15 protein-coding genes are annotated in these 23,404 nt (G+C 75.6%); 6 read left to right on the plus strand and 9 right to left on the minus strand.

The window, feature by feature from the left end:
- Nucleotides 1–164: 164 nt before the first annotated feature.
- The gene (locus tag ACIOJE_RS03595; protein ID WP_280680800.1) at nt 165–422 is read left to right on the plus strand and encodes a hypothetical protein; all 258 of its coding nucleotides are present in this window, start codon (nt 165–167) and stop codon (nt 420–422) included.
- Nucleotides 423–623: 201 nt separating this feature from the next.
- The gene (locus ACIOJE_RS03600) at nt 624–1,058 is read left to right on the plus strand and encodes a VOC family protein (protein ID WP_280680801.1); all 435 of its coding nucleotides are present in this window, start codon (nt 624–626) and stop codon (nt 1,056–1,058) included.
- 183 nt (nt 1,059–1,241) lie between these two features.
- On the opposite strand, the gene ACIOJE_RS03605 is transcribed toward ACIOJE_RS03600, so the two are convergent.
- Nucleotides 1,242–1,769 (minus strand): MarR family winged helix-turn-helix transcriptional regulator, encoded by a 528-nt coding sequence (locus ACIOJE_RS03605; RefSeq protein WP_280680802.1) that lies wholly within the window; start codon nt 1,767–1,769, stop codon nt 1,242–1,244.
- A 108-nt stretch (nt 1,770–1,877) separates the two neighbouring features.
- Here ACIOJE_RS03605 and ACIOJE_RS03610 point away from each other — a divergent pair, with 108 nt between their 5' ends.
- Entirely contained in the window at nt 1,878–3,158 is a 1,281-nt protein-coding gene (locus tag ACIOJE_RS03610; RefSeq protein WP_400773043.1) for an MFS transporter, read from the plus strand.
- On the opposite strand, the gene ACIOJE_RS03615 is transcribed toward ACIOJE_RS03610, so the two are convergent.
- A complete protein-coding gene (locus ACIOJE_RS03615) occupies nt 3,139–4,023 on the minus strand; it encodes an alkaline phosphatase family protein (protein ID WP_400773045.1) in 885 nt (294 codons plus the stop codon). The genes ACIOJE_RS03610 and ACIOJE_RS03615 overlap by 20 nt on opposite strands.
- Nucleotides 4,024–4,087: 64 nt before the next feature.
- Nucleotides 4,088–5,077 (minus strand): phospholipase D-like domain-containing protein, encoded by a 990-nt coding sequence (locus ACIOJE_RS03620; RefSeq protein ID WP_400773047.1) that lies wholly within the window; start codon nt 5,075–5,077, stop codon nt 4,088–4,090.
- 253 nt (nt 5,078–5,330) lie between these two features.
- Between ACIOJE_RS03620 and ACIOJE_RS03625 the strand changes: the two genes are divergently transcribed.
- A complete protein-coding gene (locus ACIOJE_RS03625; protein WP_280680807.1) occupies nt 5,331–6,596 on the plus strand; it encodes a serine hydrolase domain-containing protein in 1,266 nt (421 codons plus the stop codon).
- Between the two features lie 117 nt (nt 6,597–6,713).
- Here the strand turns inward: ACIOJE_RS03625 and ACIOJE_RS03630 are convergent, their stop codons facing one another.
- Together ACIOJE_RS03630 and ACIOJE_RS03635 are read right to left on the minus strand one after the other, a co-directional pair.
- The gene (locus ACIOJE_RS03630) at nt 6,714–9,110 is read right to left on the minus strand and encodes an ATP-binding protein (protein ID WP_400773048.1); all 2,397 of its coding nucleotides are present in this window, start codon (nt 9,108–9,110) and stop codon (nt 6,714–6,716) included.
- Between the two features lie 272 nt (nt 9,111–9,382).
- Complete coding sequence (locus ACIOJE_RS03635; protein ID WP_400773050.1) at nt 9,383–12,202, minus strand: BTAD domain-containing putative transcriptional regulator; 2,820 nt, start codon at nt 12,200–12,202, stop codon at nt 9,383–9,385.
- Between the two features lie 276 nt (nt 12,203–12,478).
- On the opposite strand from ACIOJE_RS03635, the gene ACIOJE_RS03640 reads away from it, so the two are divergent.
- Nucleotides 12,479–15,298, plus strand: coding sequence for a BTAD domain-containing putative transcriptional regulator (locus ACIOJE_RS03640; protein WP_400773052.1), 2,820 nt, complete (start codon nt 12,479–12,481; stop codon nt 15,296–15,298).
- Nucleotides 15,299–15,351: 53 nt separating this feature from the next.
- Here ACIOJE_RS03640 and ACIOJE_RS03645 read toward each other — a convergent pair whose 3' ends face one another.
- Nucleotides 15,352–16,035, minus strand: coding sequence for a sigma-70 family RNA polymerase sigma factor (locus ACIOJE_RS03645; RefSeq protein ID WP_280680814.1), 684 nt, complete (start codon nt 16,033–16,035; stop codon nt 15,352–15,354).
- Between the two features lie 189 nt (nt 16,036–16,224).
- A complete protein-coding gene (locus ACIOJE_RS03650; protein WP_280680815.1) occupies nt 16,225–16,575 on the minus strand; it encodes a hypothetical protein in 351 nt (116 codons plus the stop codon).
- Between the two features lie 553 nt (nt 16,576–17,128).
- On the opposite strand from ACIOJE_RS03650, the gene ACIOJE_RS03655 reads away from it, so the two are divergent.
- Nucleotides 17,129–18,346 carry a MinD/ParA family protein gene (locus ACIOJE_RS03655; RefSeq protein ID WP_400773054.1) on the plus strand — a complete coding sequence of 406 codons (1,218 nt, stop codon included), beginning with the start codon at nt 17,129–17,131 and terminating at the stop codon, nt 18,344–18,346.
- A 309-nt stretch (nt 18,347–18,655) separates the two neighbouring features.
- Here the strand turns inward: ACIOJE_RS03655 and ACIOJE_RS03660 are convergent, their stop codons facing one another.
- Together ACIOJE_RS03660 and ACIOJE_RS03665 are read right to left on the minus strand one after the other, a co-directional pair.
- Nucleotides 18,656–19,933: a S8 family serine peptidase gene (locus ACIOJE_RS03660; protein WP_400773056.1), complete on the minus strand. Its 1,278-nt coding sequence runs from the start codon at nt 19,931–19,933 to the stop codon at nt 18,656–18,658.
- The gene (locus ACIOJE_RS03665; protein WP_400773057.1) at nt 19,930–23,361 is read right to left on the minus strand and encodes a right-handed parallel beta-helix repeat-containing protein; all 3,432 of its coding nucleotides are present in this window, start codon (nt 23,359–23,361) and stop codon (nt 19,930–19,932) included. Before ACIOJE_RS03665 ends, ACIOJE_RS03660 begins: the two co-directional genes overlap by 4 nt.
- Nucleotides 23,362–23,404: the final 43 nt, after the last annotated feature.

The raw sequence follows: 23,404 nt of genomic DNA on the forward strand, positions 1-23,404 counted from the left end.
ACACCACCCGGTCCGGAAACGACCTGGGCCCCCGCCTTCGGGCGGGGCCTGCTTCTTTCGTTCAAGGACCCCTCAGGGCGGTCTCGTGGTCGGCGTTGATCATTCGTCTACCGGCGACTGTTGTAGTGCGATCACCGACCCCTTCGAGTCCTTGGAGGACCATAGTGATCAAGCGTGCAGTAATCGGCGTAGCGGCAGCTGCGCTGCTCGGACTCGGTGGCGGCCAGGCATTCGCCGCCACGGCCCCGGCCGGTTCGGCTGGTACGGACGCCTGGTGGGACCACCCGAGTCACCACGCGAACACCGCCACCGCGGAGTCGGCGCCCACGACGCTCTCCTGGACCTGGGTCAACGGGAGCGGCAACAGGACCTTTGTGACCGCAGCGGGCTGGTTCGACAAGCACCGCGAGGACGTCCTGTAGTTCAGCAAGTCCGCCCCGCCAGTTCCCTGTTGCTGGCGGGGCGCGTTTCGTTGCATCGACACTCCTCAGGGCGGAGGCATCGACATCGGGTCACCCCCTGCGACCGCACGGCACAGCAGTGGCACTCAAGGGCCATCCTCCGTCAACATGCCTACGCCTACCGGAGGACGAGCAACAGAGCCCTCCTGCTATGGTGCGCCGATGTCATCGATCAAGCAGTTCCAAGTCACCTTCGACTGCGCAGAACCCGAGCGCGTCGCTCGCTTCTGGTGCGAGGTGTTGGGGTACGTCGCACCGCCGCCACCGGAGGGGTTCGCCACCTGGGACGATTTCAACCGCTCCCGCTCTGCAGAGGATCAGGGTTCGTGGTTCGCCTGCAGTGATCCCTCAGGCGTGGGCCCGCGACTGTACTTCCAGCGCGTTCCCGAGGGCAGGGTCGTCAAGAATCGGCTGCATCTCGACGTGCGGGTCGGCACCGGGCTCGTGGGTGAAGAGCGCCTCGCCACGCTCGAAGCCGAGTGCGCACGACTGGTCGCGCTCGGCGCGGTACGCGTGCAGGTGCTGCTTGCCGACGGCGAGAACGAGTCGTGCATCGCGATGCAGGACATCGAGGGCAACGAGTTCTGCCTCGACTGAGCATCCTCCGATGAGCATCCTCCGAGCCGGCGAGGCAGGGTCTCGTTGTAGCTGGCCCAGGTCTTGCCGGCGGCGGTGACCTCGGAGGCCAGGTTGGGAGCCTGGAGGGCGCCGACCGAGCCGCAGCCGCCCCCGGGGCCCGCCACCGGGAGTGGAGCCCCGAGGGGTGACCAGGAACCGCCGTCACTCCGCCGCGGAGGCCTCCTGGGCGAGCAGCACCTTGCGCAGCAGGTCGGCCAGGGTGTGGCGTTCGTCCGCGGTCAGGACGCCGAGGAGGCGGTGCTCCTCGCGGCCGACGACGCCGAGGGCCTCGCGCCAGGCGACGCGGCCGCTCTCGGTGAGGGCGATGTCGACCTTGCGGCGGTCGACGGTGGAGGGTGTGCGGACGATGAAGCCGCGGCGTTCGAGGGCTTCGAGGCGGCCGGTGACGGAGGCGGGGGCGAGGTTGAGGTCGGCCCGCAGGTCGGAGGGAGCGGCGCGGCCGCCGCGACCGGCGAGGACGTGGAGGGTGTCGAACTCGTGCTTCTGCAGGCCGTAGTCGGCGACGCCCTGTTCGCGGACGCGGCCGAGGTGGCGGGTGAGCTCGGACATCCGGGTGACGGCGCCCTCGATGTCGGGGTCGAGGTGGGGCAGCACCGGCAGCCAGCGTTCGACGTGGCCGTCCGTCCGGTCGCGGGGCTGGGTCGGTCGCTCATGGGGGTGCGGTGCCATGGAAGGAGTCTACAAAGCGGAGGGAGAGCACCCCGGAGCGCACCTGCCAGATGGTTCGGTACCGAAATTTCGTTGCCGAAACTTTGACACCGAAATACAGTGCGGCAGGTGAGTCAACACCCCTTGAGGCACCGCGACTTCCGGCTGCTCTTCATCGGCCGGACCATCTCCACCCTCGGCGACGCCGTCGTCCCCGCCGCGCTCGCCATCGCCATCACCCGCGCCACCGGCTCCTCCGCCGCGCTCGCCCTGGTGCTGGGCTGCGCGATGCTGCCGCGACTGGCCCTGCTGCCCTTCGGCGGCGTGGTCGGGGACCGCTTCAACCCGCGCCTCGTCGCACTGACCACCGACCTCCTCCGGGCCGCCGCCCAGCTGCTCGTCGGGCTGGAACTGGTCGGCGGGCGCCCGGACCTGGCGCACATCGCGGTCGCCGAGGCGATCGGCGGCGCCGCCTCCGCCTTCGCGATGCCGACGGCCGCGCCGCTGGTCGCGGCGACCGTCGACGGCACCCGACGACTGCGGGCCAACGCCCTGCTCGCCTCGGCCGGCAGCGCCGCCCGGCTCGGGGGCCCGGCCCTGGCGGGGGTGCTGGTGTACACCGCCGGGCCCGAGTGGGCGTTCGTGCTCGACGGCGCCTCGTTCGTGCTCAGCGCCGCGCTGCTGACCCGGCTCACCGTCCGCCACCGGCCCGGTGAGCGCGGCTCGTTGCGCCGGGACCTCGCCGAGGGCTGGAGCGAGGTGCGCTCCCGCGACTGGTACTGGACCAGCCTGATCGCCCACGGGGTGTGGAACGGTGCCAGTGCCGTCCTGCTCACCCTCGGCCCGCTGATCGCCGCCACCCGCCTGGGCGGGGACGGCGTGTGGGTGGCGCTGACCCAGGCCGGGGCGGTGGGCCTGCTGGTCGGCTCGCTGGTCGCCGGACGGGCCCGGCCGCGCCGCCCGGTGCTGGTCGCCAACCTCGGCCTCGCCCTGTACGGGCTGCCCCTGTTCGCGCTCGCCGTGGCGGCCCCCGGCCCGGTCGCGGTCGGGGCGTACGCGGTGGCCATGGCGGGCCTGGGCTTCCTCAACCCGGTCTGGGCGACGGTCGTCCAGCAGGACGTCCCGGCCGGAATACTGGCCCGGGTCACCTCGTACGACTGGCTGCTTTCGCTGGCCGCCGCCCCGCTCGGGTACGTGCTGGCGCCGCTGGCCGCCGACGCCTGGGGCAGCGAGGTGCCACTGCTGGCGACGGCGGCGCTGGTGACGGCGGTGTGCGCGGGGACGGCGGCGGTGCCCGGCGTCCGGCGGTTCGGCACGGGCGCGGCGGCCGCCGGGCCCGTGCCGGGCGCGGAGCGGCCACCGGCCGGGGTCGACTCCTCGGAAGCCGAGCTCAGTTCCAGATGCCCGTGATGGCCGCGGCGTTGGCGGCGTTGCCCGCGTGGGTGGTGACGCCGGCGAGGTCCTCCAGGGTGCGCAGCACGTTGTAGTGGTTGACCGTGGTGCCGGTGCTGCTGCCGGGGGTGACGTGGGCGCCGTAGACGACGGTGGGGATGCGGTTGCCGGCGAGGCGGTTGTCCTCGTCGAAGGTGACCACGAGCAGGCTGTTGTGGCTCTTGGCCCAGGTGGCGTAGGCGCCGAGGTTGTTCTTGATCCAGGTGTCGCCGGTACCGACCGAGCAGTCGTGCATGTCGCTGCAGAGGTTCGGCACGACGAAGGAGACGTTCGGCAGGGTGGTGTAGTCGGTCGGGAACTGGGTGAAGGTCTTGGCCGAGCTCACCGGGACGTTGCCGAAGCCGAACCAGGGGTTGTGCTTCTGCGCGTACGTGCCGCTGCCGCAGACGGTGCTGCCCTGCGCGGGCAGGGTCTCGTTGTAGCTGGCCCAGGTCTTGCCGGCGGCGGTGACCTCGGAGGCCAGGTTGGGGGCCTGGAGGGCGCCGACCGAGACGCAGCTGTCGTCGGTGACGCCCTGGGTGGAGCCGGAGAACAAGGCGTAGTAGTTCGGCTGGCTGGGGTGGGTGATGCCGAACGACTGGGTGAGGTTGGCGCCGCCGGTGGCCAGGGAGTTGAGGTAGGGGGCGCTGCTGCTGCCGATGACCTGGGTGTAGGCGTGGTTCTCCATCACCACGACCACGATGTGGTCGGGCGCGGGCAGGGCGGCGGCCTGCGCGGTAGTGGCGGTGGCGGCCCAGAGGCCGGCGGAGGCGGCGACGAGGGCGGCCACCGAGCCGAGGGCGGTGGCGGTGCGGCGGGAACGGGGCTTTGTGGACGAAGTCATGACAAGTCCTTGGGTAGAGACCGGCCTGGGCGGCCGCTCGTTCAGGGGTGGGGCCGCGATACGCCTAGTAGGGCGTGCCGTTGGCGAAGTCGCGGGCGACGGTGGACTCGACGGTGTCGAGCACGCCGGAGTCGGTGGTGATCAGGCCCAGCTCGCGGTTGTTGTTCAGCGAGTTGTCGGAGAAGTTCTCCGAACCGGCGAAGACCTTGGCCGACGGCGTGCCGTAGTCGGCGACGATGGCCTTGGCGTGGATGTACAGGCCCGTGGTCGAGGAGTAGGTGACCACCTGGCCGCCGGCCGTGGTCACCTGGTCGAAGGAACTGCCGTAGGACGACGGGTTCATACCGACCACGCGCACCGTGACGCCCCGGGAGGCAGCCGCGGCCACCGCGTCCACCAGGGCCGGGTCGCCGAACTCCAGCTGCTCCACGTCGAGCGTGCGCTGCGCGCCGTTGATCAGGGCCAGCAGACGGGTCTGCGAGTCGGTCGGCGACCAGACCAGGTTGTCGCCGTCGGAGGGGGTGATCGAGGTCTGCGCGTAGTCGGCGGCGAAGACCTGCTCGATCGCGGTGACGTCGTTGGCGTCGGTGTCCACGACGCCGTAGTCGCGGCTGGAGGAGTAGTAGGTGGCGTCCAGGTTCCCGGTCAGGATCAGGGACTTGGCGCCGTCCACCGTGACGGTCTTCTGGTGGGTGTAGACGAAGGCGGAGGAGGAGTACGTCACCCCGACGCCGGCGGCCTGGAGGGCCGAGTAGGCGGCGCCGTTGACCGAGGTGTGCCGGCCGTCGAGGATCACCCGGACCTGGACGCCGGCCCGCCGGCGGCCGATCAGGGCGCTGACGGCGGTGCTGTCGCGCAGCTCGTACATGGTCACGTCGACGGAGCGGGTGGCGGAGTTGATGAGGTCGTAGACGACGCCGTGGTCCTGGTCCGGGAACACGATCGCCGTGTACGTGGCGGCGGTGGCGGCCTGGGCGGTGCCGGACATCGGTATCAGGCCGGCGGCGGCGAGCAGCAGCGCGCCGGTGCGGCGCGCGAAGGTGGCCAGGGGCATGCGGGACTCCACGATCGGTGAGGTGAGGGGAAGACCTGGGCATGGGTGCGGGAGTACGCGCAGAGCGCCCGAACAGCATCGGGCGGATCGGTCCACGCGGGTAGACGACAGCAGGTAAAACCTTGACCCCGGGCCGGGAAACGGATGGTGCGGCCGATCGGGTTCACATTGCCAGCCACCGCCTCGGCCGGTGATAGTGGATCTTCGAGGACGTGGCCGGACGCCGCGTCAGCTGATGAGAGAACAGAGGATCATGGCGAAGATCAGCCTTCTGCGTCCCCTCGCGGTGGCGGCCGCCGGCGTCGTCCTGCTGGCGACCGGCGCCGCGCACGCGGTGGCCGCCGACCAGGGCACCACCACCGCGCCCGCCCCGGACACGGCCGCGGTGCTCGCCGCCCTCCAGGCCACCACCGCCGCCGGCGCCCCGGGCGCCTTCGCCGTGATCCGCGACCACGGCGCCGGCGAGACCACCCGTTCGCTGGCGACCGGCACGGCCGATCTCGACGGCACCCCGATGAACTCCTCGTGGCGGTTCCGGGTCGGCAGCAACAGCAAGATGTTCGCCGCCGTTCTCGTGATGCAGCTGGCGGAGCAGGGCCGGATCGACCTCGACCAGCCGCTGCGCGACTACCTGCCGGCCGGCACCCTGCCGGACACCTGGACCATGACGGGCCGCCAGGTGATGGAGCACCGGGCCGGGATCTACGACCACACCAACGACCTGCTGGAGCAGGCCGGCGAGGAGACCACCGCCGCCTTCGAGGCGCGCATCCGCACCAACGTGTACGAGCCGCGCGACCTGGTGGCGATGTCCGTCAAGCACGGCCAGCAGTACACACCCGGGAGCCGCTACTCCTACTCGAACACCGACTTCGTCCTGATGGGCCTCGCGGTCGAGCACCTCACCGGCCGCCCCTACGCGGACGTCCTGCGCGATCGGATCATCGAGCCGCTCGGTCTGAGCAGGACCTCCTTCGTCGTGCCCGACCAGGAGATCCAGGGCGCGCACGTCACCGGCTACCTCACCAACGACGACCGCACCAAGCCGCTGCTGGACTCCACCGAGCAGACCGGCTCCTGGGTGTGGACCGCCGGCGCCGTCATCTCCGACGCCGCCGACCTGGACCGCTTCCTCACCGCGCTGGTGGCCGGCAGCTCCGGCGGGCTCGTCTCGGACGACTCGCTGAAGCAGATGACCGCCGCGCTGCCCACCCCCACCGCCAAGATCAGCTACGGTCTCGGGCTGCGCCGCATCTCGCTCTCCTGCGGTGACGTGTACGGCCACGGCGGCATCGTCCAGGGCTTCCAGACCCAGTCCTTCGCCGGCCTGGACGGCCACCGCTCGGTCGTCGTGTTCGCCAACGCCTCCAACAACGGCGCCGTGACGCAGGGGCTGATGAACGCGCTGGAGCCGGCCTTCTGCGGCAAGAAGCCGGCCGTCGCGCCGCGGACCGCGTTCGCCCCGAGCGCCTTCGCCGAGGACGACGCGCTGCCGGTGGTGGAGGACACCCGGATCTGACCCGGCCTCCCGGCCCGCCGTCTCCGCACGACCCGCCCGTACGGCCCGCACGCCGTGCGGGCGGACGCGCTTCAGACCCCTGGGGCGGGCCTACCGGCGGCGGCCCCTGGAGCGGCCCTAGCGGCGGCGGCCCTGCCGGGGGCCGTCCGCGCTGAGGTCGGTGAGCGCCTCGGTGAGGAGTTCGCGGGCCTCGTCGGCGCGGCCCTGCTCGATCAGGGCGGTGCCGAGCTCGGTCAGGGTCTTGGTCATGCTGTCCGGCCGGCCGGTCGCCTCGAAGTGGGTCAGGGCCTGCCGGTAGGCCTTCTCGGCGGCCGGCCAGCGCTTCAACGCGGCGCGGTCCAGGCCGAGTTCGTGCGCCGTCATGGCCGCCATCAGGTGCATCAGCGGCGAGGACCAGCGCTCCACCAGCTCCAGCGCGCCGGCCAGCGCGCGCCGGCGGGACTGCACCGCCTCCTCGGCCCGGCCCGAGTCGCGCAGGCAGTTGGCCGCCCCGCGCAGCGTGACCAGCCGGCCGATCCGGCCGGAGCGGCTGTTGACGGCGTCGAAGGCCTCCGCGGCCTGGTGGTAGGCGTCGATGGCCTCCCGGTGCCGGTTCAGGTGCCGGAGGCCGGCGGCGAGGTAGACCAGCGCCCAGCCCTCCTGCTCCCGGGCGCCGATCCGGCGGGCGAGCTGCAGCCCCTCGCCGGCCAGTTCGACGCCGCGCTGGTACCGGTGCAGGCAGGTGACGTACGTCCAGGCCAGGTAGTTCACGTGGACGGCCTCGGCCAGCTGGTCACCGCAGGCGCGGGCCGCATCGGCCGACAGCTGGAAGACCTCGGCCCAGATGTCCCAGCTCAGCAGCCGGTCGGAGAACCAGTGCATGGCCTCGGCGGTGTCGATGACCTCCCGGTGCCGGCCCGCGGCGAAGGCCTGGTGGAGGGCCGCCAGCCACTCCGGGTGCTCCTCCTCCAGCCAGCGCGCCGCCTCGGTGAGCGGCACCGGGGGGCCGGTCCGGTCCCGGTCCGCGCCCGGTCCGGCCTGCGCCTCGGCGTCCCGGTCCGCCTCGCGGTCCGGGTCGAACCGCAGGCCGAACTCGGCGGCCCGGTTCAGCAGCCAGCCGGTCGCCCGGGCACGGGCGTTCGCCACCTCCCCGGGGGGCTCGTCCGCGTCGAGCTGCTCGCCCGCGTAGAGCCGGACCAGGTCGTGCAGCCGGTAGCGCTCCGGGGTGGCCAGTTGCACCAGCCCGGCGTCGATCAGCTGCTCCAGGACGAGTTCGGTCCGTACCGCCGACAGGCCCGCGTAGGCGGCGGCGACGGCGGCGGTGAAGTCGTGACCGGCGGTCAGCGCGGAGCGGCGCAGCACCAGTTGGGACTCGGCCGGCAGCCGCCGGTAGGACAGCGCGAAGGCCGGGCGGACGGCCAGGTCGCCGGTCTCCAGCAGGTCCAACCGGTTCTCCTCGGCGGCGAGTTGGCGCACCAGGTGGCTGACGGGCTGCTGCGGGCGGGCCATCAGCCGCTGCCCGGCGATCCGCAGCGCGAGCGGCAGGTAGCCGCAGAGCCGGGCCAGTTCGGCGGTGGCGTCGGGCGCCGCGTCGATCCGCTCGCGGCCGGCGATCCGGGCCAGCAGGTCGGCGGCCTCGCCCGGGGCGAGGGCCTCCAGCCGCAGGCGGTGCACCGACTCCAGGCCGGCCAGGGTGTTGCGGCTGGTGACGAGGGTCACCGCCGGCCCGGAACCGGGCAGCAGCGGGCGCACCTGGCTCTCGTCGGCGGCGTTGTCCAGCACCAGGACGAGCCTGCGCTCCCGTACCAGGGCGCGGTAGAGGCCGGCCCGCTCCTCCGTCCCGGCGGGCACCGCGTTGTCGGCGACTCCCAGGGCGCGCAGCACCTGGCCGAGCGCGTCGCGGGCGGAGAGCGGGGTGGCGGACATGCCGCCGAGGTCGAGCGAGAGCTGCCCGTCGGGGAAGAACGGGGCCAGGGTGTGCGCGGCGTGCAGGGCGAAGGCGGTCTTGCCGAGCCCGGGCTGACCACTGATCAGCACCACCCTGGGGTGCGCGGGTCGGTCGTCCTTGGCCAGCTCGGCCAGCAGGGCGAGGGCGTCCTCGCGGGCGGTGAAGTCGGCGATGTCGCGGGGCAGCGCGAGCGCGCCGGGGGTGAGGGGGGCGGCGGGCGCGGCGTCCTCGGCCTCGATCGACCCGGCGGCGGCGGGGGCGGGGGCGGCCGGACCGGGCGTGGGAACGGCGGCGGCCGGGGCCGGCTTGGTCCCCCGGGGGCGGCCGAACTGCGCGGCCCGGTCCAGCGCGGCGGCCTGCGTACCGTCCAGGCCCAGCGCCTCGGCCAGGGCGCGGACGGTGCGCCGCTGGGGTCCTCGGGTACGGCCGCGCTCCATGTCGCCGACGGCGCGCAGGCTGACTCCGGCCGCCGCGGCGAGCTCCTCCTGCGTCCGGCCCGCCGCCGCCCGGTACCCGGCCAGCAGGCGGCCGAAGTCGCCGGCCCCCGCTGACTCCGTGTCCGCCCCCGTGCCGCCCGCAGCCGTCATGTCCCGCCTCTGATCGCGCCGTTACTTCTGCCAGACGTTGTGCCTGACCGACCGTCCCAGGCAGAAGTATGCCCGGGCAGAAGTATGCCTCGGGTCCGATCCGTCCCCCGCATCGAGGGACCAGCTCAGGCGGCGGGTGCGCCGGTCGGGCCGCGGCGGGCGGCGGGCCGGCGGGATGGTTCCGCGCACTGGTTCTGCCCATAGTTCTGCCTGTGGTCGTGCCGATCGGCGGGGGCGGAAGCGGCGGGCGCGGAGGTGGCGGCCCGGCACGGTCAGCGCTCCCCCGCCGCCAGCGCCCGGGCCTGCCGTCTGGCCGCGGCGCCCTCGGTGGTGCGGCCCAGCTCGCAGAGCAGGTCGGCCAGCAGGCCGTGGGTGCGGGACTCCAGCCCGCTGTCGCCGACCGTCCGGCCGAGCGCGACGGCGAGTCGGGCCGAGGAGAGGGCGGCGTCGCGGCGGCCGAGGGCGTGCAGCGCGCGGGCCCGGCTCTGGGTGGCGAGGACGGCCTCGGCGCCGCCGGAGCGGCTGGTGGCGACCCGGACGGCCTCGTCGGCGTGGACCAGGGCCGGCCCGGGGGAACCGGCCAGGACCAGGGCGTCGGCGAGGTCGGTGAGCGCCCGGACGAGCAGTTCGCCGACGGCCGGGGTACGGGCGGCGCTCACCAGGTCGGTGAGCAGTGGCAGCGCCTGGTCGTGGCGGCCGGCCCGCAGCAGCGCACCGGCCACCCGCCGGCGGCAGTGGTGGCGCAGCACCTGGTCGCCGGCCCGGTCCGCGGCGGCCACGGCCCGGTCCAGCTGCTGCACGGCGGTGCGGTAGGCCGCGCGGTCGACGTGCAGGACGGCGAGGTCGGTGGCCAGCCGGGCGACGGCCGCCTGGTCCGCGCAGGCGTGAGCGGCGCGCAGCCCGGCCTCGGTGACGGCCCGCCAGTGGGTCCGGTCGTGGCCGGTGGTCTCGTACAGCAGGCCGATCCGGTGGGCGAGTTGCCAGGATTCGGCGGTCCGGCCGAACTGCTCGGCGCAGACCACCACGGCGCGCAGGGCGCTCTCCTCGCGGCGGAACCAGGAGGCCGCCTCCACCGAGGCCGCGCCGCCGGCGGCGGACCGGGCGGCAGTGGTCCAGCCGCCGGTGGTCCAGGCGGCGGTGACCGCGAGGTAGTGGGCGATCAGCCGGTCGAGGGCGACGAAGCGGTCGTCGCAGGTGAGTTCGGCGGCCTGCCGGGCGGCGTAGCGCCGGACCAGCTCGCGCCGGGCGTAGCGGCCGGGGGTGGTCTCCTCCAGCAGGTGGACGGCGTCGAGGCGGGTCAGCAGGGTGCGGGTGATGGCGGGCGGCAGGTCGGCGAGCGCGGCGGCGGTGGCGGTGTCGATCACCGCGCCGGGGTGCAGGCCGAGCAGGGTGAACAGCCGGGCCGGGGCGGGCGGGAGCGTGCGGTACGTGTGGTCCAGCGCGGTGGTGACGCCGAGTGGGCCGCGGCCGGTCCCGGCCAGGGCGGCGAGGCCGGTCTGCTCGTCGGTGAGTTCCGCGGCGAGGTCGCCCAGGGACCAGCCGGGGCGGGCGGCCAGCCGGGCGGCGGCCAGGCGCAGGGCGAGCGGCAGGTGGTCGCAGGCGGCGGCGAGTTCGGCGGCCGCCTCCGGTTCGGCGGCGACCCGGGCCGGGCCGAGGGTCCGGGCGAGCAGTTCGGCCGCGTCCCCGGGGGTGAGCGCGTCCAGCGGGAGCGGGATGCCGCCCTCACGGACCAGCAGGTCGCGCAGCCGGCTGCGGCTGGTGACGACGGTGACGGGGGTGCCGGGGAGGCCGGGGGCGCCAGGGAGGCCGGGGGCGCCGGGGAGGCCGGGGGCGCCGTCCTCGGGCGGGCCGTCCCCCGGCGGGGGCGGGGCGGGCAGCAGCGGGGCGAGTTGCCCGTACGAGAGCGCGTCGTCCAGCACGATCAGCACCCGGCGCCCGGCCAGGAGCTCCCGGTAGCGCTGCTGCCGGTCCTCGGGCGAGGCGGGCACGGCGTCCGCGGCGTCGCCGAGGGCGCGCAGGAACCCGGCCAGCACCTCGGCGGGTTCGCGGGGCCCGGCCGGGTCGAAGCCGCGCAGGTCGGCGTACAGGACGCCGTCCGGGAAGTGCTCGGCGCAGCGCTCCGCCCAGTGCCGGACGAGGCTGGTCTTGCCGGCTCCGGCCGCTCCGGTGACCAGGATCGGGTGGCCGCTCCGGGCGGCGGCCAGGGCCTCGTCCAGCCGGGCGAGGTCGGCCGACCGGCCGGTGAACCTGCGGTCCGGCGAACCGAGTTGTGGCGAACCCAGGTGCGATCCGAGGTGCGACGAGCCGAGGTGCGAGGCCCCGGACGGGCCCGGCCGCCCGGGGCCGTCCGCCGGCGGTTCGCCGGCGCGGCGCAGCTCCGGGCCGGGCGGGCCGGAGAGCCGGGCCACCACCCGGTCGTACCAGGCCGCCGCCTCCTCGCGGCGGCCGGCCTGGTCGAGGCAGCGGACCAGCCGGGCGGCCAGCGTCTGCCGGGTCGGGTGGGCGGCCGCCGCCTCGGCCAGCTCGGCGGCCAGCTCGCCGCCGCGGCCGGCTCCGAGCAGGCCCTCGGCGAGCCGGTCCAGGGCGCGCAGCCGCAGGTCGGTGACGTGCGGCAGGGTGCGCTCGCGCAGCAGGGCGGAGCCGCAGTCGACGAGGACGGGGCCGCGGAACAGGTCCAGGGCGGCGCGCAGCAGGGGCACGGCCGGGTCGTCCGGGTCCGGCTCCGCCTGCCCGGGCGGCGGGGGCGGAGCGGGCAGCAGCACGCCCGCCTGGTCGCAGAGGCGGCGGAAGTGCAGCAGGTCGACCCGGTCGGGTGCGCCGACCAGCAGGTAGCCGGCGCCGCGGGTGTCCAGGGAGAGGCCGGGGTCGTCCAGGAGCTGGCGCAGCGCCGCGACGTGCCCCTGGAGTGCGGCGCGGGCGGTGGGGGGCGCGTCGCCGTCCCAGACCAGTTCGATCAGTTCGTCGGTGGCGACGGTCTGGTTGAGCCGGATGGCGAGGGTGCTGAGCAGCGCACGGCGTTTGGGAGCCGAGGGTGTGACCGTCGTCCCGTCGTCCCGTCGTACGGCGACCGGCCCGAGCAGGTCGATGTGCATGCGGCCCTCTCCTCCCCTGTCGCCGACCCGATCCGCCGCCGGCGAGAACCGCCGGCGACTTCCCGGCGTCGTCCGAGGATAGGCCTGGTCCGGCCGGGTGCCCGCAGCCGGATGGGGTCCCCGGCCGGTGCCGCCACCCGGCGGCGCCCGCCGGGGTGGGCGTTCTGGCGCGAACAGGACACTTCCGGGCACTACACTGCTCCACCCCGGGGAACGCCCCGGACATCGTGGGGCGGGGGGACGCCCTGGACATCGTGGGGTCATGTGGGGGTATTGGTGCGGATTCGGCTCCTCGGCCCGGTGGAGCTGCAGGCCGGGACGGACGGCTTCGCCTCGCTCCCCGGGGCGCAGCGGCGGGCGATCCTGGCGCTGCTCGCGTTGCGGCTGGGCCGGGTGGTCGGGGTCGACGGCTTCTGCGAACTGCTGTGGGGCGAGCGGCCGCCGGCCAGCGCCCGGGCCGCCCTGCAGGGGCACGTGGCCGCGCTGCGCAAGGCGATCGCCGGCACGCCGTTCGTGCTGCACACCCGGTCGTCCGGCTACCTGCTGGCCGGTCCGGCCGAGGAGGTGGACGCGCTGCGCTTCGACGCGCTGACCGCCCAGGCCGCCGGGCGGGCCGGGCTCGGCAACCGCGCGGCGGACGCGGAGGCGATCGCGCTGCTGGAGCAGGCGTTGCGACTGTGGCGCGGCGAGGCCCTGGCCGATCTGCCCGACACCCCCATGCGCGCGGCCGTGGTCGACCAGCTCGGCGAGGCCCGCACCGCCGCGGTGCTCAGCTGGGCCGGGCTGCGGCTGCGTCAGGGCAGTGGGGCGGCGGCGGTGCCGACCCTGGAGCAGAGCGTGCGGACCGACGGGCTGCGCGAGGAGCTGGTGGCGCTGCTGATGCGCTGTCTGCACCAGGCCGGACGGCCGGCGGACGCGCTGTCCGCCTACCACCAGGCCCGGGTGCGGCTGGACCGCGAGCTGGGGATCCGGCCCGGCCCGGCCCTGCGGGCGGCCCTCGCCGAGGTGCTGTCCGGGGACGGCGCCGAGGCGCCGGTGGCGGGCCGCCCGGCGGGCCCTCCGGCGGCCCCGCGGGTGCCCCGTCAGCTCCCGCGCCGCCCGGTCGACTTCGTCGGACGGGAGCCCGAGGGCCGCTGGCTGGACCGCGAGTGCGGCCCGGAGCGCGCCGGTGACGGCCTGGCACTGGTGGTCGGCCCGGCCGGGGCCGGGAAGAGCGCGTTGGTCACCGCCTGGGCGCACCGCTGCGCCCCGCACTTCCCGGACGGGCAGCTGTTCGCCGACCTGCGGGGCCTCGACCCGGCCGGCCCGGCGGACCCGGAGGCCGCCCTCGGCGGCTTCCTGCGGGCGCTCGGGGTCTCCGAGGCCGCCGTGCCCGCGGACCGGGACGGACGGGCCGCGCTCTACCGCGACCGGACCAGGGGGCGGCGCGTGCTGGTGGTCCTGGACGACGCCGCCGACGCCGACCAGGTCGCCGACCTGCTGCCGCAGGGGCCCGGCTGCGCCGCCGTGGTGACCAGCCGCGGCTCGCTGGAGGGGCTGGTGGCCGCCGACGGCGCCGCCCTGCTGCGGCTGACCCCGCTGCCGGGGGCCGACGCCGTACGGCTGCTGGAGCGCGCGCTCACCCCCGACCGGCTGCGGGCCGAACCGGCCGCCGCCGCCGAACTGGCCGGGCTCTGCGACCACCTGCCGCTGGCCCTGCGGATCGCCGCCGCCCGGCTGGCCACCCGGCCGGACTGGACGATCGCCGACCTGGTCGCCGAACTCGCCGACGAGCAGACCAGGCTGCCCGTCCTGGACGCCGACGGCACGACCGGCGTCAGCACCGAGCTGCTCCTGACGTACCGCCGGCTCTCCCCCGGCGCCGCCGAGTTGCTCACCCTCCTCGCCGTCCACCCGGGCCGGGAGATCGACACGCTGACCAGCGCCGCGTTGCTCGGCTCCGATCCGGCCACCGCCCGCCAGGCGCTCGGCGAACTCGCCGCCCACCACCTGCTCACCGGCGCCGCCCCCGGGCGCTACGGCCGCGCCGAGCTGGTCCGGCTGTTCAGCGCCGGGCTGCTCGCCGAGCAGCCCGAGCCGCGCCGGCGCCTCGCCCGGGAACGGCTGCTGGACTACTACCAGGCGGCGCTGTCGTACGGCGGCGAGCTCATCGAACCCGGCCAGGTCGGCTTCGGCACGCCGGCCCACCCGCCGAGGGCCCTGCCGCCGGCCGGCGGCATCCGCAGCGCGCTGGAGTGGTTCCACGCCGAGGAGCCCGCGATCCGGGCGCTGATCACCGCCGCCACCACCGACCCGGGGCGGGTCTGGCGGCTGGCTCTGGCCGCCAGCCCGCTCTACTACGGCTCCAGCCGGTTCACCGCCTGGCTGACCTGTCTGCGCGCGGGTGAGAAGGCGGCCGAGTGGTGCGGCGAGCAGCCGGCCACCGCCCAGCTGCACGGCGCCCGGGCGAACGCCCTGCTCGGGCTGGAACGCCGTCAGGAGGCGGCCGAGGCGGCGCGCCGGGCGGTGGCCGGCAGCGAGTCCGCACCCGGGCCCGAGGGCCGCTCGGTGCACGCCCGCTCGCTCGCCACCCAGGCGCTGATCACCGCGATGCTGGGCAGCGCGACCGAGGCCGCCCGGCTGGCGTCCGGCGCGGCCGCGCTGGCCGTGGAGACCGGCGACCCCGGACGGCTGGCCGTCGCGCTGGTCCACCACAGCTGGGTGAGCCTGCTGGCCGGGGACCGGCAGGGCGCGCTACGGCAGGCCCGCGAGGCCCGGGAGCTGCTGCCCGCCCGCCCGGTCACCTCGATCCACCTGTGGTCGATGCTGACCGAGGCGCACGCCCTGCCCCCGTACGGGCGGGGCGAGACCGCCGACCTGGCCTGGCACCGGCTGCTGGCCGGCTGCGAGGAGGCCGGCCTGCTCTACCTGCAGGCGATCGCCGAACACTCCCACGCCTCCTACCTGCTGAGCCGGGGCCGCGAACCGGAGGCGCTCGACCGGCTGCGCTCGGCGCTGGAGCGCTTCCAGAGCCACGATCGGCTGGCCGGGGTGCAGAGCGAGTTCACCTCCAGCCTGGAGGAGTCGCTGAACTCGCGTCCGGCCCGGCGGCCCTGACCGGTCACCGGTCACCGGCAGTCGGTCGTCGGGCACCCCTCACCAGGAGCCGGTCACCGCGAGGCGGTGGCGCCGGAGCGGTCGAGCGCGGCCGCCTGGCCGCGGTCGGCCGGGCCGTAACCGTGCTCCGCCGCGAGGACCGGGCGCAGCGCCCGGATCGCGTAGAAGTTGCGGGACTTGACCGTCCCCGGCGGCACTCCGAGCCGGGCCGCCGCCTCCAGCACCGAGTGGTCCCGCAGGTGCAGTTCGACCAGCACCTCGCGGTGGTGCTTCTGCACCCGGCGAAGGGCCAGCGCGATGTCCCGGGCGGCGACCACCTGCTCGTACGGGTCCTCGTTGAGCGGGCGGTCCTCCATCGGCTCGCCGATCATCTCCTTGGCACGGGCGGCGGCCATCCGGTGGTGGTCGATCGCGATCCGCCGGGCCACCGTGAACAGCCAGGGGCGGCTCTGCTCGGCACCGGCGGCCAGCGCCGCGGGGTTCTGCCAGGCGCGCAGCAGGGTCTCCTGCAGGATGTCCTCGGCCTTGCCCCGGTCGCCGTGGGTGGCGCGCAGCAGCGCACGCAGCAGGTAGCCGCCGTGCAGCCGGTAGATCTCGGCGAGGGTCTCCGGGTCGAGGGTCGGCCGGGCCGACTGCGGTGTGCGTTGCGCGGGAACGACAGCCGTGGTGGCCGACGGGTCCGTGCCGGCGGGCGGCTGGGCGACGGACGTGGGCTGGGCGACGGGCTGCTTCGACACGCGCGACCTCTCAGATCGGGCAAGGGCAGGGCGACACACCGACCGGACGTCCCCGGCGGCTACGAACAGCAGCCTGCCCGCGGCCGCCAAGGCCGCGCCAACGATCCGCCAACGCCCCGGCCCCGCACGGCCGGGCCGCCGCCGACGGCACCGCTCAGGTGCCCGCCCAGATGCCCCCCAGGTGTCCGCTCAGGCCTCGTTGAGCACCCGCACCAGCTCCTGGACCCCCTCCTCGCCCCGGTGCTCGATCAGCACCGCGACCCAGGCCGCCAGCCGTTCCCGCTCCGCCGGCGACCAGCCCGGCGCCGAGGGGTGCTCGTCGACCACCAGCGCCGCCGCCAGCTCCTGCAGCCCGGGTGCGGGCTCCGTTCTCCACCGCTCGGTCGGCAACGCCCGCAGGGCGAGCCGCCGGGCGACGGTGATCACCTCCTCCGCCGCGCCCTCGGGCACCGCCAGCACGGGCGGCCCGGGCCGGCTCGGCTCCTCCTGCCGCACCAGCGCCGCGACCACCTCGCGCATGTCCGGCCCGTCCGGATCCATCGTGTCCCTCCCCCTGTCCCGTCGCACGGGACTCACACCGGTTCCTCCTGGGTGGTGGCACTTGACGCGCGCCGAGTGCCATCGGAAGACGGTATCTACTGACAGCCGGTCCAGTAGAGGGTTTTCCGGTACGGCCGGGCGGCTGTCGCCCGTCCACCGGTACGGTCGGCGATGAGGTCCGCGCCCGGGCTCTGGCTAGCCCATCGTCCGATGGCCGGCGGGCCAGGCCGTGCGGACGGCGCGGTGCGGGGTGGTGCGCAAGAGGTCCTCCAAGCGTGGCGGGAGACGCGATGCGCGCCCTGCCCCGCTCAACGGTCCCTCCACCGCAAGCGGTTCACCCGGGCCCGGCGACGACGGCGAGCGCATCGGAACGGGCCCGCCGCACGGAGTCCGGGGCGCAACCGGGCACGTGAGCCGGCCGTCTCACGCCCCGTTGAACGGTGCTCCCCGCCCTGCCCGTTGAACCGATCGGACGGCCCGTACGCGGCCGGCGTGGGAAACGCCGGAATCCGGTGTACCGAGCAGGGCCGACGCGGCGACAGGAGGCGGACACATGGCGGCCGACCGCACGCACACCGGGCGGGTGCACCGTCTGACGCAGGGCCCGGACTGGGACCTCGCCCCCGACTACAGCCCCCTCGCCCCACCGGCCGGGCCCCCCGCCGGACCGGACTGGCGCCGGCCGCTGGACACCCTCGGGACGGTCCTGGTACCCCCGCAGGCTCGACCGGCCCCGGCCGAGCCGCCCACGGAGCTGCTCCCCCAGGTCCCCCAGGTCCCCCAAGTCCCCCAGGTCCCCGAATTCGCCCTGCCGCCCCGGACCACCCCGTTCCCCCCGCCGCCGCCCCCGGCCCCGCAGCCGGCTCCCGTCGCACGACGCGGCCGCCGGGCACTGGCCCTCACGGCCGGCCTCGGCCTCGGCCGGGGCGAGCGGGAACGGGAGCGGGAGCGGCTGACGGCGACCATCCGCACCCCGCTGCACCGCTCCTTCCGGATCGCGGTCGTCGGCCTCAAGGGCGGGGTCGGCAAGACCTCGACGACCCTGGCGCTCGGCTCCGTCCTCGCCGAGGCCCGCGCCGACAAGGTCGTCGCCGTCGACGCCAACCCGGACACCGGCACCCTCAGCATGCGGGTGCACCGGGAGACCCGGGCCACCGTCCACGACCTGCTCGCCGCCGAGGCCACCATCACCGGCTACATGGACGTCCGCCGCTTCACCTCGCTCACCCCCAGCGGGCTGGAAGTCCTGGCCAACGACGCGGACCCGGCGATCGCCAACAGCTTCAGCGGCGAGCACTACCGGCGGCTGGTCGACCTGCTGAGCCGGCAGTACCCGATCATCCTCAGCGACTGCGGCACCGGCCTGCTGCACAGCTCCATGCGTGCCGTCCTCAACCTCGCCGACCAGTTGGTCATCACCGCCACCACCAGCGTCGACGGCGCGAGCAGCGCCGACGCGACCCTGGAGTGGCTGTACACCAACGGCTACGGCTCACTGGCACAGCGCAGCGTGACCCTGATCTCCAGCGTCCGGAGCAACGGCCGGACGATCCGGGTCGAGGAACTCGTCGCCCACTTCGAGAGCCGCTGCCGCGGCGTCGTGGTCCTCCCCTTCGACGAACACCTGGCCCTGGGCGGCGAGTTCACCCCGGAGAAGCTCCGCCCCAAGACCCGCCGCGCCTACCTCGACCTCACCGCCCTGGTCGCCGAGGGCATGCACTTCGCCCCGCCCGCCACCGGCCCCCACGCCGCCGCCGCGCCCACCTGGTAGCCCGACAGGCCCCGTGCGGGACGCCACCGGATCGGCCGCCCGAACAGCACGGCGGGTGGCTTGACCAGGCCGGACGGAGAAGCCCGCCGGCCTGGCAACGCCGGGGCCCAGCAGCCGCGGGAAAGGCCGGGGCCGCGCGCCCCGCGCAGGATGGCGTCTGACGACCGACTCGGGCGCCGGTCATCGCCGGAGCTGCGGGCTGTCGCACCGGCTCTCCGGCGACGCCCCGCACGCTGCTCGGCGACGGTCCGCGCGGGACGGCCGGCCCTCGCCGGCCACGGGACCCGGGGCGCCGCGCACGGCGCCCCGTCAGGCCGACCAGCGGCCGGGCCGCCAGGCGCGCCGGCGGCCTGCGGTGCACATCAGGGCGGCGCCGACGATCAGGGTGACGCCCGCGACGGTGCCGCCGGCGATCAGGGCGGCCTGGTGGGGGGCCGGGTCCGGCGGCGGGGCCTGGACCAGGGACACCGTCAGGGCCGGCCTGGGGGTGGCCGTGGCGTCACCGGGCAGGGGGGTGCTGAGGGCGGCGAGGGGGTCGACGGTCCCGTAGCCGAGGTGCGGGTCGGGCAGGGCGGTGCCGGGGTGGTAGGCGGTGGCCCGGAGGCGATCGGCGAGGCGGGCCGGGGTGAGGTCGGGCCGGTAGGCGAGGGCCAGGGCGGCGGTGCCGGCCACCAGGGCGGTGGCGAAGCTGGGCCCGGCGCCGGTGAAGTAGCCCTTGCCGCCGGGCCCGACGCTCAGCACCGCGTCGCCCGGGGCCGCCAGGTCGACCCGGACGGCGTCCGCCGCGCCGCTGGGCGGGGCGCCGTTGGGGGCCAGGTCGGAGACCGCCAGGACGTCCGGGAGGGCGGCCGGGTAGGCCGCGGCAGGCGGCGCGGACGGGGCGGACGGGGAGGCGCCGCCCTGGTCGGGGGCGGCCGGGGCGATCACCAGGGCGCCCTTGCCGGTGGCGTAGCGGACGGCGTCGCCCAGTTCGGCCTCGCCGGTCGGCAGCGCGAGACCGACCGCGATGACCCGGGCACCGCCGTCGGCCGCGTCCCGGACGCCCTTGGCCAGCAGGGCCGGGGTGGTGATCCCCGCGTCGTCGGTGACGGCCACGGCGAGGATCCGTGCCTCGGGGGCGATGCCGGCGAAGCCGACGCCGTCCTGGCGCCGGGCGGCGATGAGTCCGGCGAGGAAGGTGCCGTGGCCGACGCAGTCGCGGGTGGAGTCGCCGGTGCCGAACTCGCGCGGCCCGGGGGTGAGGCGGCCGTCCAGGACCCCGGATGCCGGGTCGACCCCGGAGCCGACCACGGCGACGGTCACCCCGGCGCCGCGGCTGAGCTGCCAGGCGGCCTCGGGGCGCAGGTAGGTCTGCGCCCACGGGGTCCGGTCGGTGCCCTTGTCCGAGGGCTTGAGGCAGCCGTCCGGCCGGCCGGCGCCCCGGTTCTGGCCGATCACGGGGAGCGCCGCCGGGTCGGCCCCGCCGGGTGTCGGGGCCGCCGTGCCGGGTGTCGGCGCGGCCCAGGCGGGGGCGGCCGGGAGCAGCAGGGCGCCGCAGCAGAGCACGGCGGCGGCGGCCCGGACCGAGCGGCCCGGCACGCCGGTCACACCGCGCTCCCCTGCGGCAGCCCGGGGATGTCCTGGGGCAGCAGCAAGCTGAGTTCGGACAGGTCGCCGACGTCGAACCGGGCGAGGCGCCCGGCCTGCCGGGTGACCATCGCCTCCAGCGTCTGCCGGGCGAAGCGGCCGTTGCCGAAGTTGCGGTCCCGGGGGACGAGCGCGCACAACTCGCCGAGGGCTGCCAGGGTCTCGGGGGCGCAGACGTAGCCGGCCTCCTCCGCCTGGAGGCGCACGATGGTGACGAGTTCGTCCGCGCTGTAGTGGTCGAAGGCGATCTGCTGGGAGAAGCGGGAGGCCAGGCCCGGGTTGGAGCTCAGGAAGCCCTGCATCTCCTCCTGGTAGCCGGCCACGATCACCACGACCTCGTCGCGGTGGTCCTCCATGAGCTTCATCAGGGTGTCGACCGCCTCCTGGCCGAAGTCGCCGCCGGCGGCGCCGCCGCGCGGGGTGAGGGTGTACGCCTCGTCGATGAACAGCACGCCGCCCCGGGCGCGTTCGAAGGCGTCCCGGGTGAGCTGGGCGGTGTGTCCGATGTAGCGGCCGACCAGGTCGGCCCGGGCGGTCTCGACCAGCTGGCCGCGCGGCAGCACGCCCAGTTCGGCGAGCAGCGCCCCGTAGAGCCGGGCGACGGTGGTCTTGCCGGTGCCGGGCGGCCCGGCGAAGACCAGGTGGTGGCTGATCCGGGCGGTGGGCAGGCCGGCCTCCTCGCGGCGGCGGGCCTGGGTGATCAGATTGACCAGGTTCTCGACCTGTTCCTTGGCGGCGGACAGGCCGACCATCTCCCGCAGCTGGTCGAGCAGGTCGCTGCCGCGTTCGGCGCCCGGTCCGCCCGACCCGGCCGAGCGGGCCGCGCCGGCGAGTTCCTCGCCGAGGTCCTCCGGCAGCAGCTGGGCGAGGTCGGCGTCGGTGATGTCGGCCAGGACGGCCAGCCGGGACGCCTGACGGTCCACCATCTCCTCGAACACCTTGCGGGCGGCGCGGCCGTTGCCGAAGTCGGCGCCCTTGGGCATCCGGGTGAAGTGCGTGCCGAGCACCTCCCGGGTGGCGTCGGCGAGTTCGTAGCCGTGCCCGGCCGCGGCCCGCTCGACGATGGTGACCAGTTCCTCGGCCGAGTAGTTGCGGAAGTCCACGGTGCGGCTGAACCGGGAGGCCAGACCGGGGTTGGAGCCGAGGAAGGAGCGCATCTCGTCCGAGTACCCGGCGACGATCACCACCACGTCGTCGCGGTGGTCCTCCATCAGCTTGACCAGGGTGTCGATGGCCTCGCGGCCGAAGTCCGGCCCGGTGCCGCCGGATCCGGCGGACAGCGTGTACGCCTCGTCGATGAACAGCACGCCGCCCAGCGCCGACTGGAACACCTCGGTGGTCTTGATCGCCGTGCCGCCGACGATGGACGCCACCAGGTCGGCCCGGGCGACCTCGGTGAGGTGGCCGCTGCGCAGCACGCCGAGCTCGGCGAGGATCGCGCCGTAGAGGCGGGCGACGGTGGTCTTGCCGGTGCCGGGCGGGCCCGCGAAGATCAGGTGCCGGCCCATCGGCAGCGCCGGCATTCCGGCCCGTTCGCGGCGCCGGGCCAGCTTGTTGAGGTTGACCAGGGTGGCGACCTGCTCCTTGACCCCCTCCAGGCCGACCAGCGCCTGCAGGGCCGCCTGCGGGCCCTCGGGCTCGGGCGGCGGCAGGTCGTCCGGGCCCTCCGCCGTGGGCTCGGCGCCGTCGGCCTCGGGCGCGCCGGCCAGCCGGGCGGCCACCGGGCCGTCGTCGTCGGCGGCGGCGGTCGCGGTGCCGTGGCTGTCGGCCCGCCCGTTGTCCCGGCTGGTCAGGTTCTCCACCGAGAGCCGGTCGCTGGGCCTGGTCTGGCGCAGGCCCGAGCCGCGGTTGCCGGTGACGGTGCAGCCGGTGATCCGGATCGGCTCCTCGGATTCGGCGCGCAGCCCGTCCTGGGTGTTGCCGACCAGCTCGCAGCCGGTCAGGGCGGCCCGGCTGCCGGCGGCCAGCAGGACGCCGTGCCGGCGGTTGCCGTGGACCCGGGAACGGGCCATGGTCAGCTCGCCGCCGTCCTCGACCACGATGCCGTCGGCGGTGCATTCGGCGATGTCGCAGTCGCGGAGCCCGGCGATGCCGCCGTAGCCGACCTCGACCCCGACGACACCGGCCGCGTTCGGGGCTCCCTTGCCGGTCGCGGCGGTGCCGCGGACGGTGGTGCCGCCGACCTGGGTGTTGCCGCCGTCGGCGACCAGCAGGGCGGCCAGCCCGGTCGCGGCCAGCACCGAGGACTCCAGCCGCCCGCGCCCCTCCCGCAGCACCTCGACGCCGTGGCCGAGCACCTCGGCGACGTCCAGCCGGCGCAGCAGCGGGTTGGCCCCGTCGCGCACGCTGACTCCGGCGCCGGCCGCGCCGCGCACCTCCAGCCGGTCGAACTCGGCGGCGCTCTCCCCGACCAGTTCGACGCCCGCTCCGCCGCTGTCGCGCACGACGGTGCGGGTCAGCGCCGGGCTGGACGCCTCGTCCACCAGGATGCCGGCCAGTTCGGCGCCGACCACCTCGCACTCCTCGAAGGCACCCCGGGAGCGGTCGGTCACGTGGACGCCGTGGCCCTTGGTGCGCGCGGCCCGGAAGCGCCGCAGCACCGGGTCGGTGCCGCCGGCCAGGACGAGGCCGTGGCCGCGGGTGTCCTCGACCGCGCAGTCCTCCAGCAGCACCTGGGCGGCCGAGCTGAGGTAGACGCCGATCGGGGCGCTGCGCACGGTGGTGCGCAGCACCCGGGTGGTGCTCTGCTCCTCCAGCGCGATCCCCGGCTTGTCGGTGGCGGAGATCTCGCAGTCCTCGATCGAGCCGCGGCCCTCGCCGTTGGCGCACACCCCGTTGCCGCGGGCATCGCGCAGCACGCAGCCCCGGACCACGGGGTTGGCCCGCTCGCCGATCACCACGGCGGAGCTGCCGAGGTGTTCGATCACGCAGTCCTCGATCACGCTGGTGCCGGTGGAGGTCTCCACGATGCCGGCCCCGGCCGGGTTGACGACCCGGCAGCCGCGCATCGCCAGCGAGCCCTGCTGCCGGGTGAGCACGGCCGTCCAGGAGTTGCCCGCCACCTCGCAGTCCTCCAGGGCGGCCTGCCCGCGCGGGACGTCGACGGTGGGCAGTTCCTCGTCCTGCCCCTGGAGCACCAGCCCGGTCAGCTGGACGGCCTCGGCCACCACCTGGACCACCGCGCCCCGCCGGGGCGAGATCCGGACGCTGCCCCGGGCCTCCGCGGCGGTGATGGTCACCATCTTGGTGATCACCAGGTTCTCCTCGTAGCTGCCCGGGCGGACGCTGATCACCGTGCCGCTGCGGGCCGCCTCCAGCGCGGCGCCGATCGTGCGGTAGCCGCCGCCCTCGCGCTGCTCCGCACTGACCGTCAGCACATGGCGGGTCATGGCGCGTTCTCCTCCGTCGTTCGTGACTGTCGTGCGGTGGTGC

The sequence above is a fragment of the Kitasatospora sp. NPDC087861 genome (assembly GCF_044742585.1).
Classification (GTDB): domain Bacteria; phylum Actinomycetota; class Actinomycetes; order Streptomycetales; family Streptomycetaceae; genus Kitasatospora.

Bases quoted from the DNA above. Each gene is read 5' to 3' on its own strand.
- ACIOJE_RS03600 (WP_280680801.1), top strand. From the start codon at position 624: ATGTCATCGATCAAGCAGTTCCAAGTCACCTTCGACTGCGCAGAACCC.
- ACIOJE_RS03605 (WP_280680802.1), bottom strand. From the start codon at position 1,769: ATGGCACCGCACCCCCATGAGCGACCGACCCAGCCCCGCGACCGGACG.
- ACIOJE_RS03615 (WP_400773045.1), bottom strand. From the start codon at position 4,023: ATGACTTCGTCCACAAAGCCCCGTTCCCGCCGCACCGCCACCGCCCTC.
- ACIOJE_RS03620 (WP_400773047.1), bottom strand. From the start codon at position 5,077: ATGCCCCTGGCCACCTTCGCGCGCCGCACCGGCGCGCTGCTGCTCGCC.
- ACIOJE_RS03625 (WP_280680807.1), top strand. From the start codon at position 5,331: ATGGCGAAGATCAGCCTTCTGCGTCCCCTCGCGGTGGCGGCCGCCGGC.
- ACIOJE_RS03630 (WP_400773048.1), bottom strand. From the start codon at position 9,110: ATGACGGCTGCGGGCGGCACGGGGGCGGACACGGAGTCAGCGGGGGCC.
- ACIOJE_RS03635 (WP_400773050.1), bottom strand. From the start codon at position 12,202: ATGCACATCGACCTGCTCGGGCCGGTCGCCGTACGACGGGACGACGGG.
- ACIOJE_RS03650 (WP_280680815.1), bottom strand. From the start codon at position 16,575: ATGGATCCGGACGGGCCGGACATGCGCGAGGTGGTCGCGGCGCTGGTG.
- ACIOJE_RS03655 (WP_400773054.1), top strand. From the start codon at position 17,129: ATGGCGGCCGACCGCACGCACACCGGGCGGGTGCACCGTCTGACGCAG.
- ACIOJE_RS03665 (WP_400773057.1), bottom strand. From the start codon at position 23,361: ATGACCCGCCATGTGCTGACGGTCAGTGCGGAGCAGCGCGAGGGCGGC.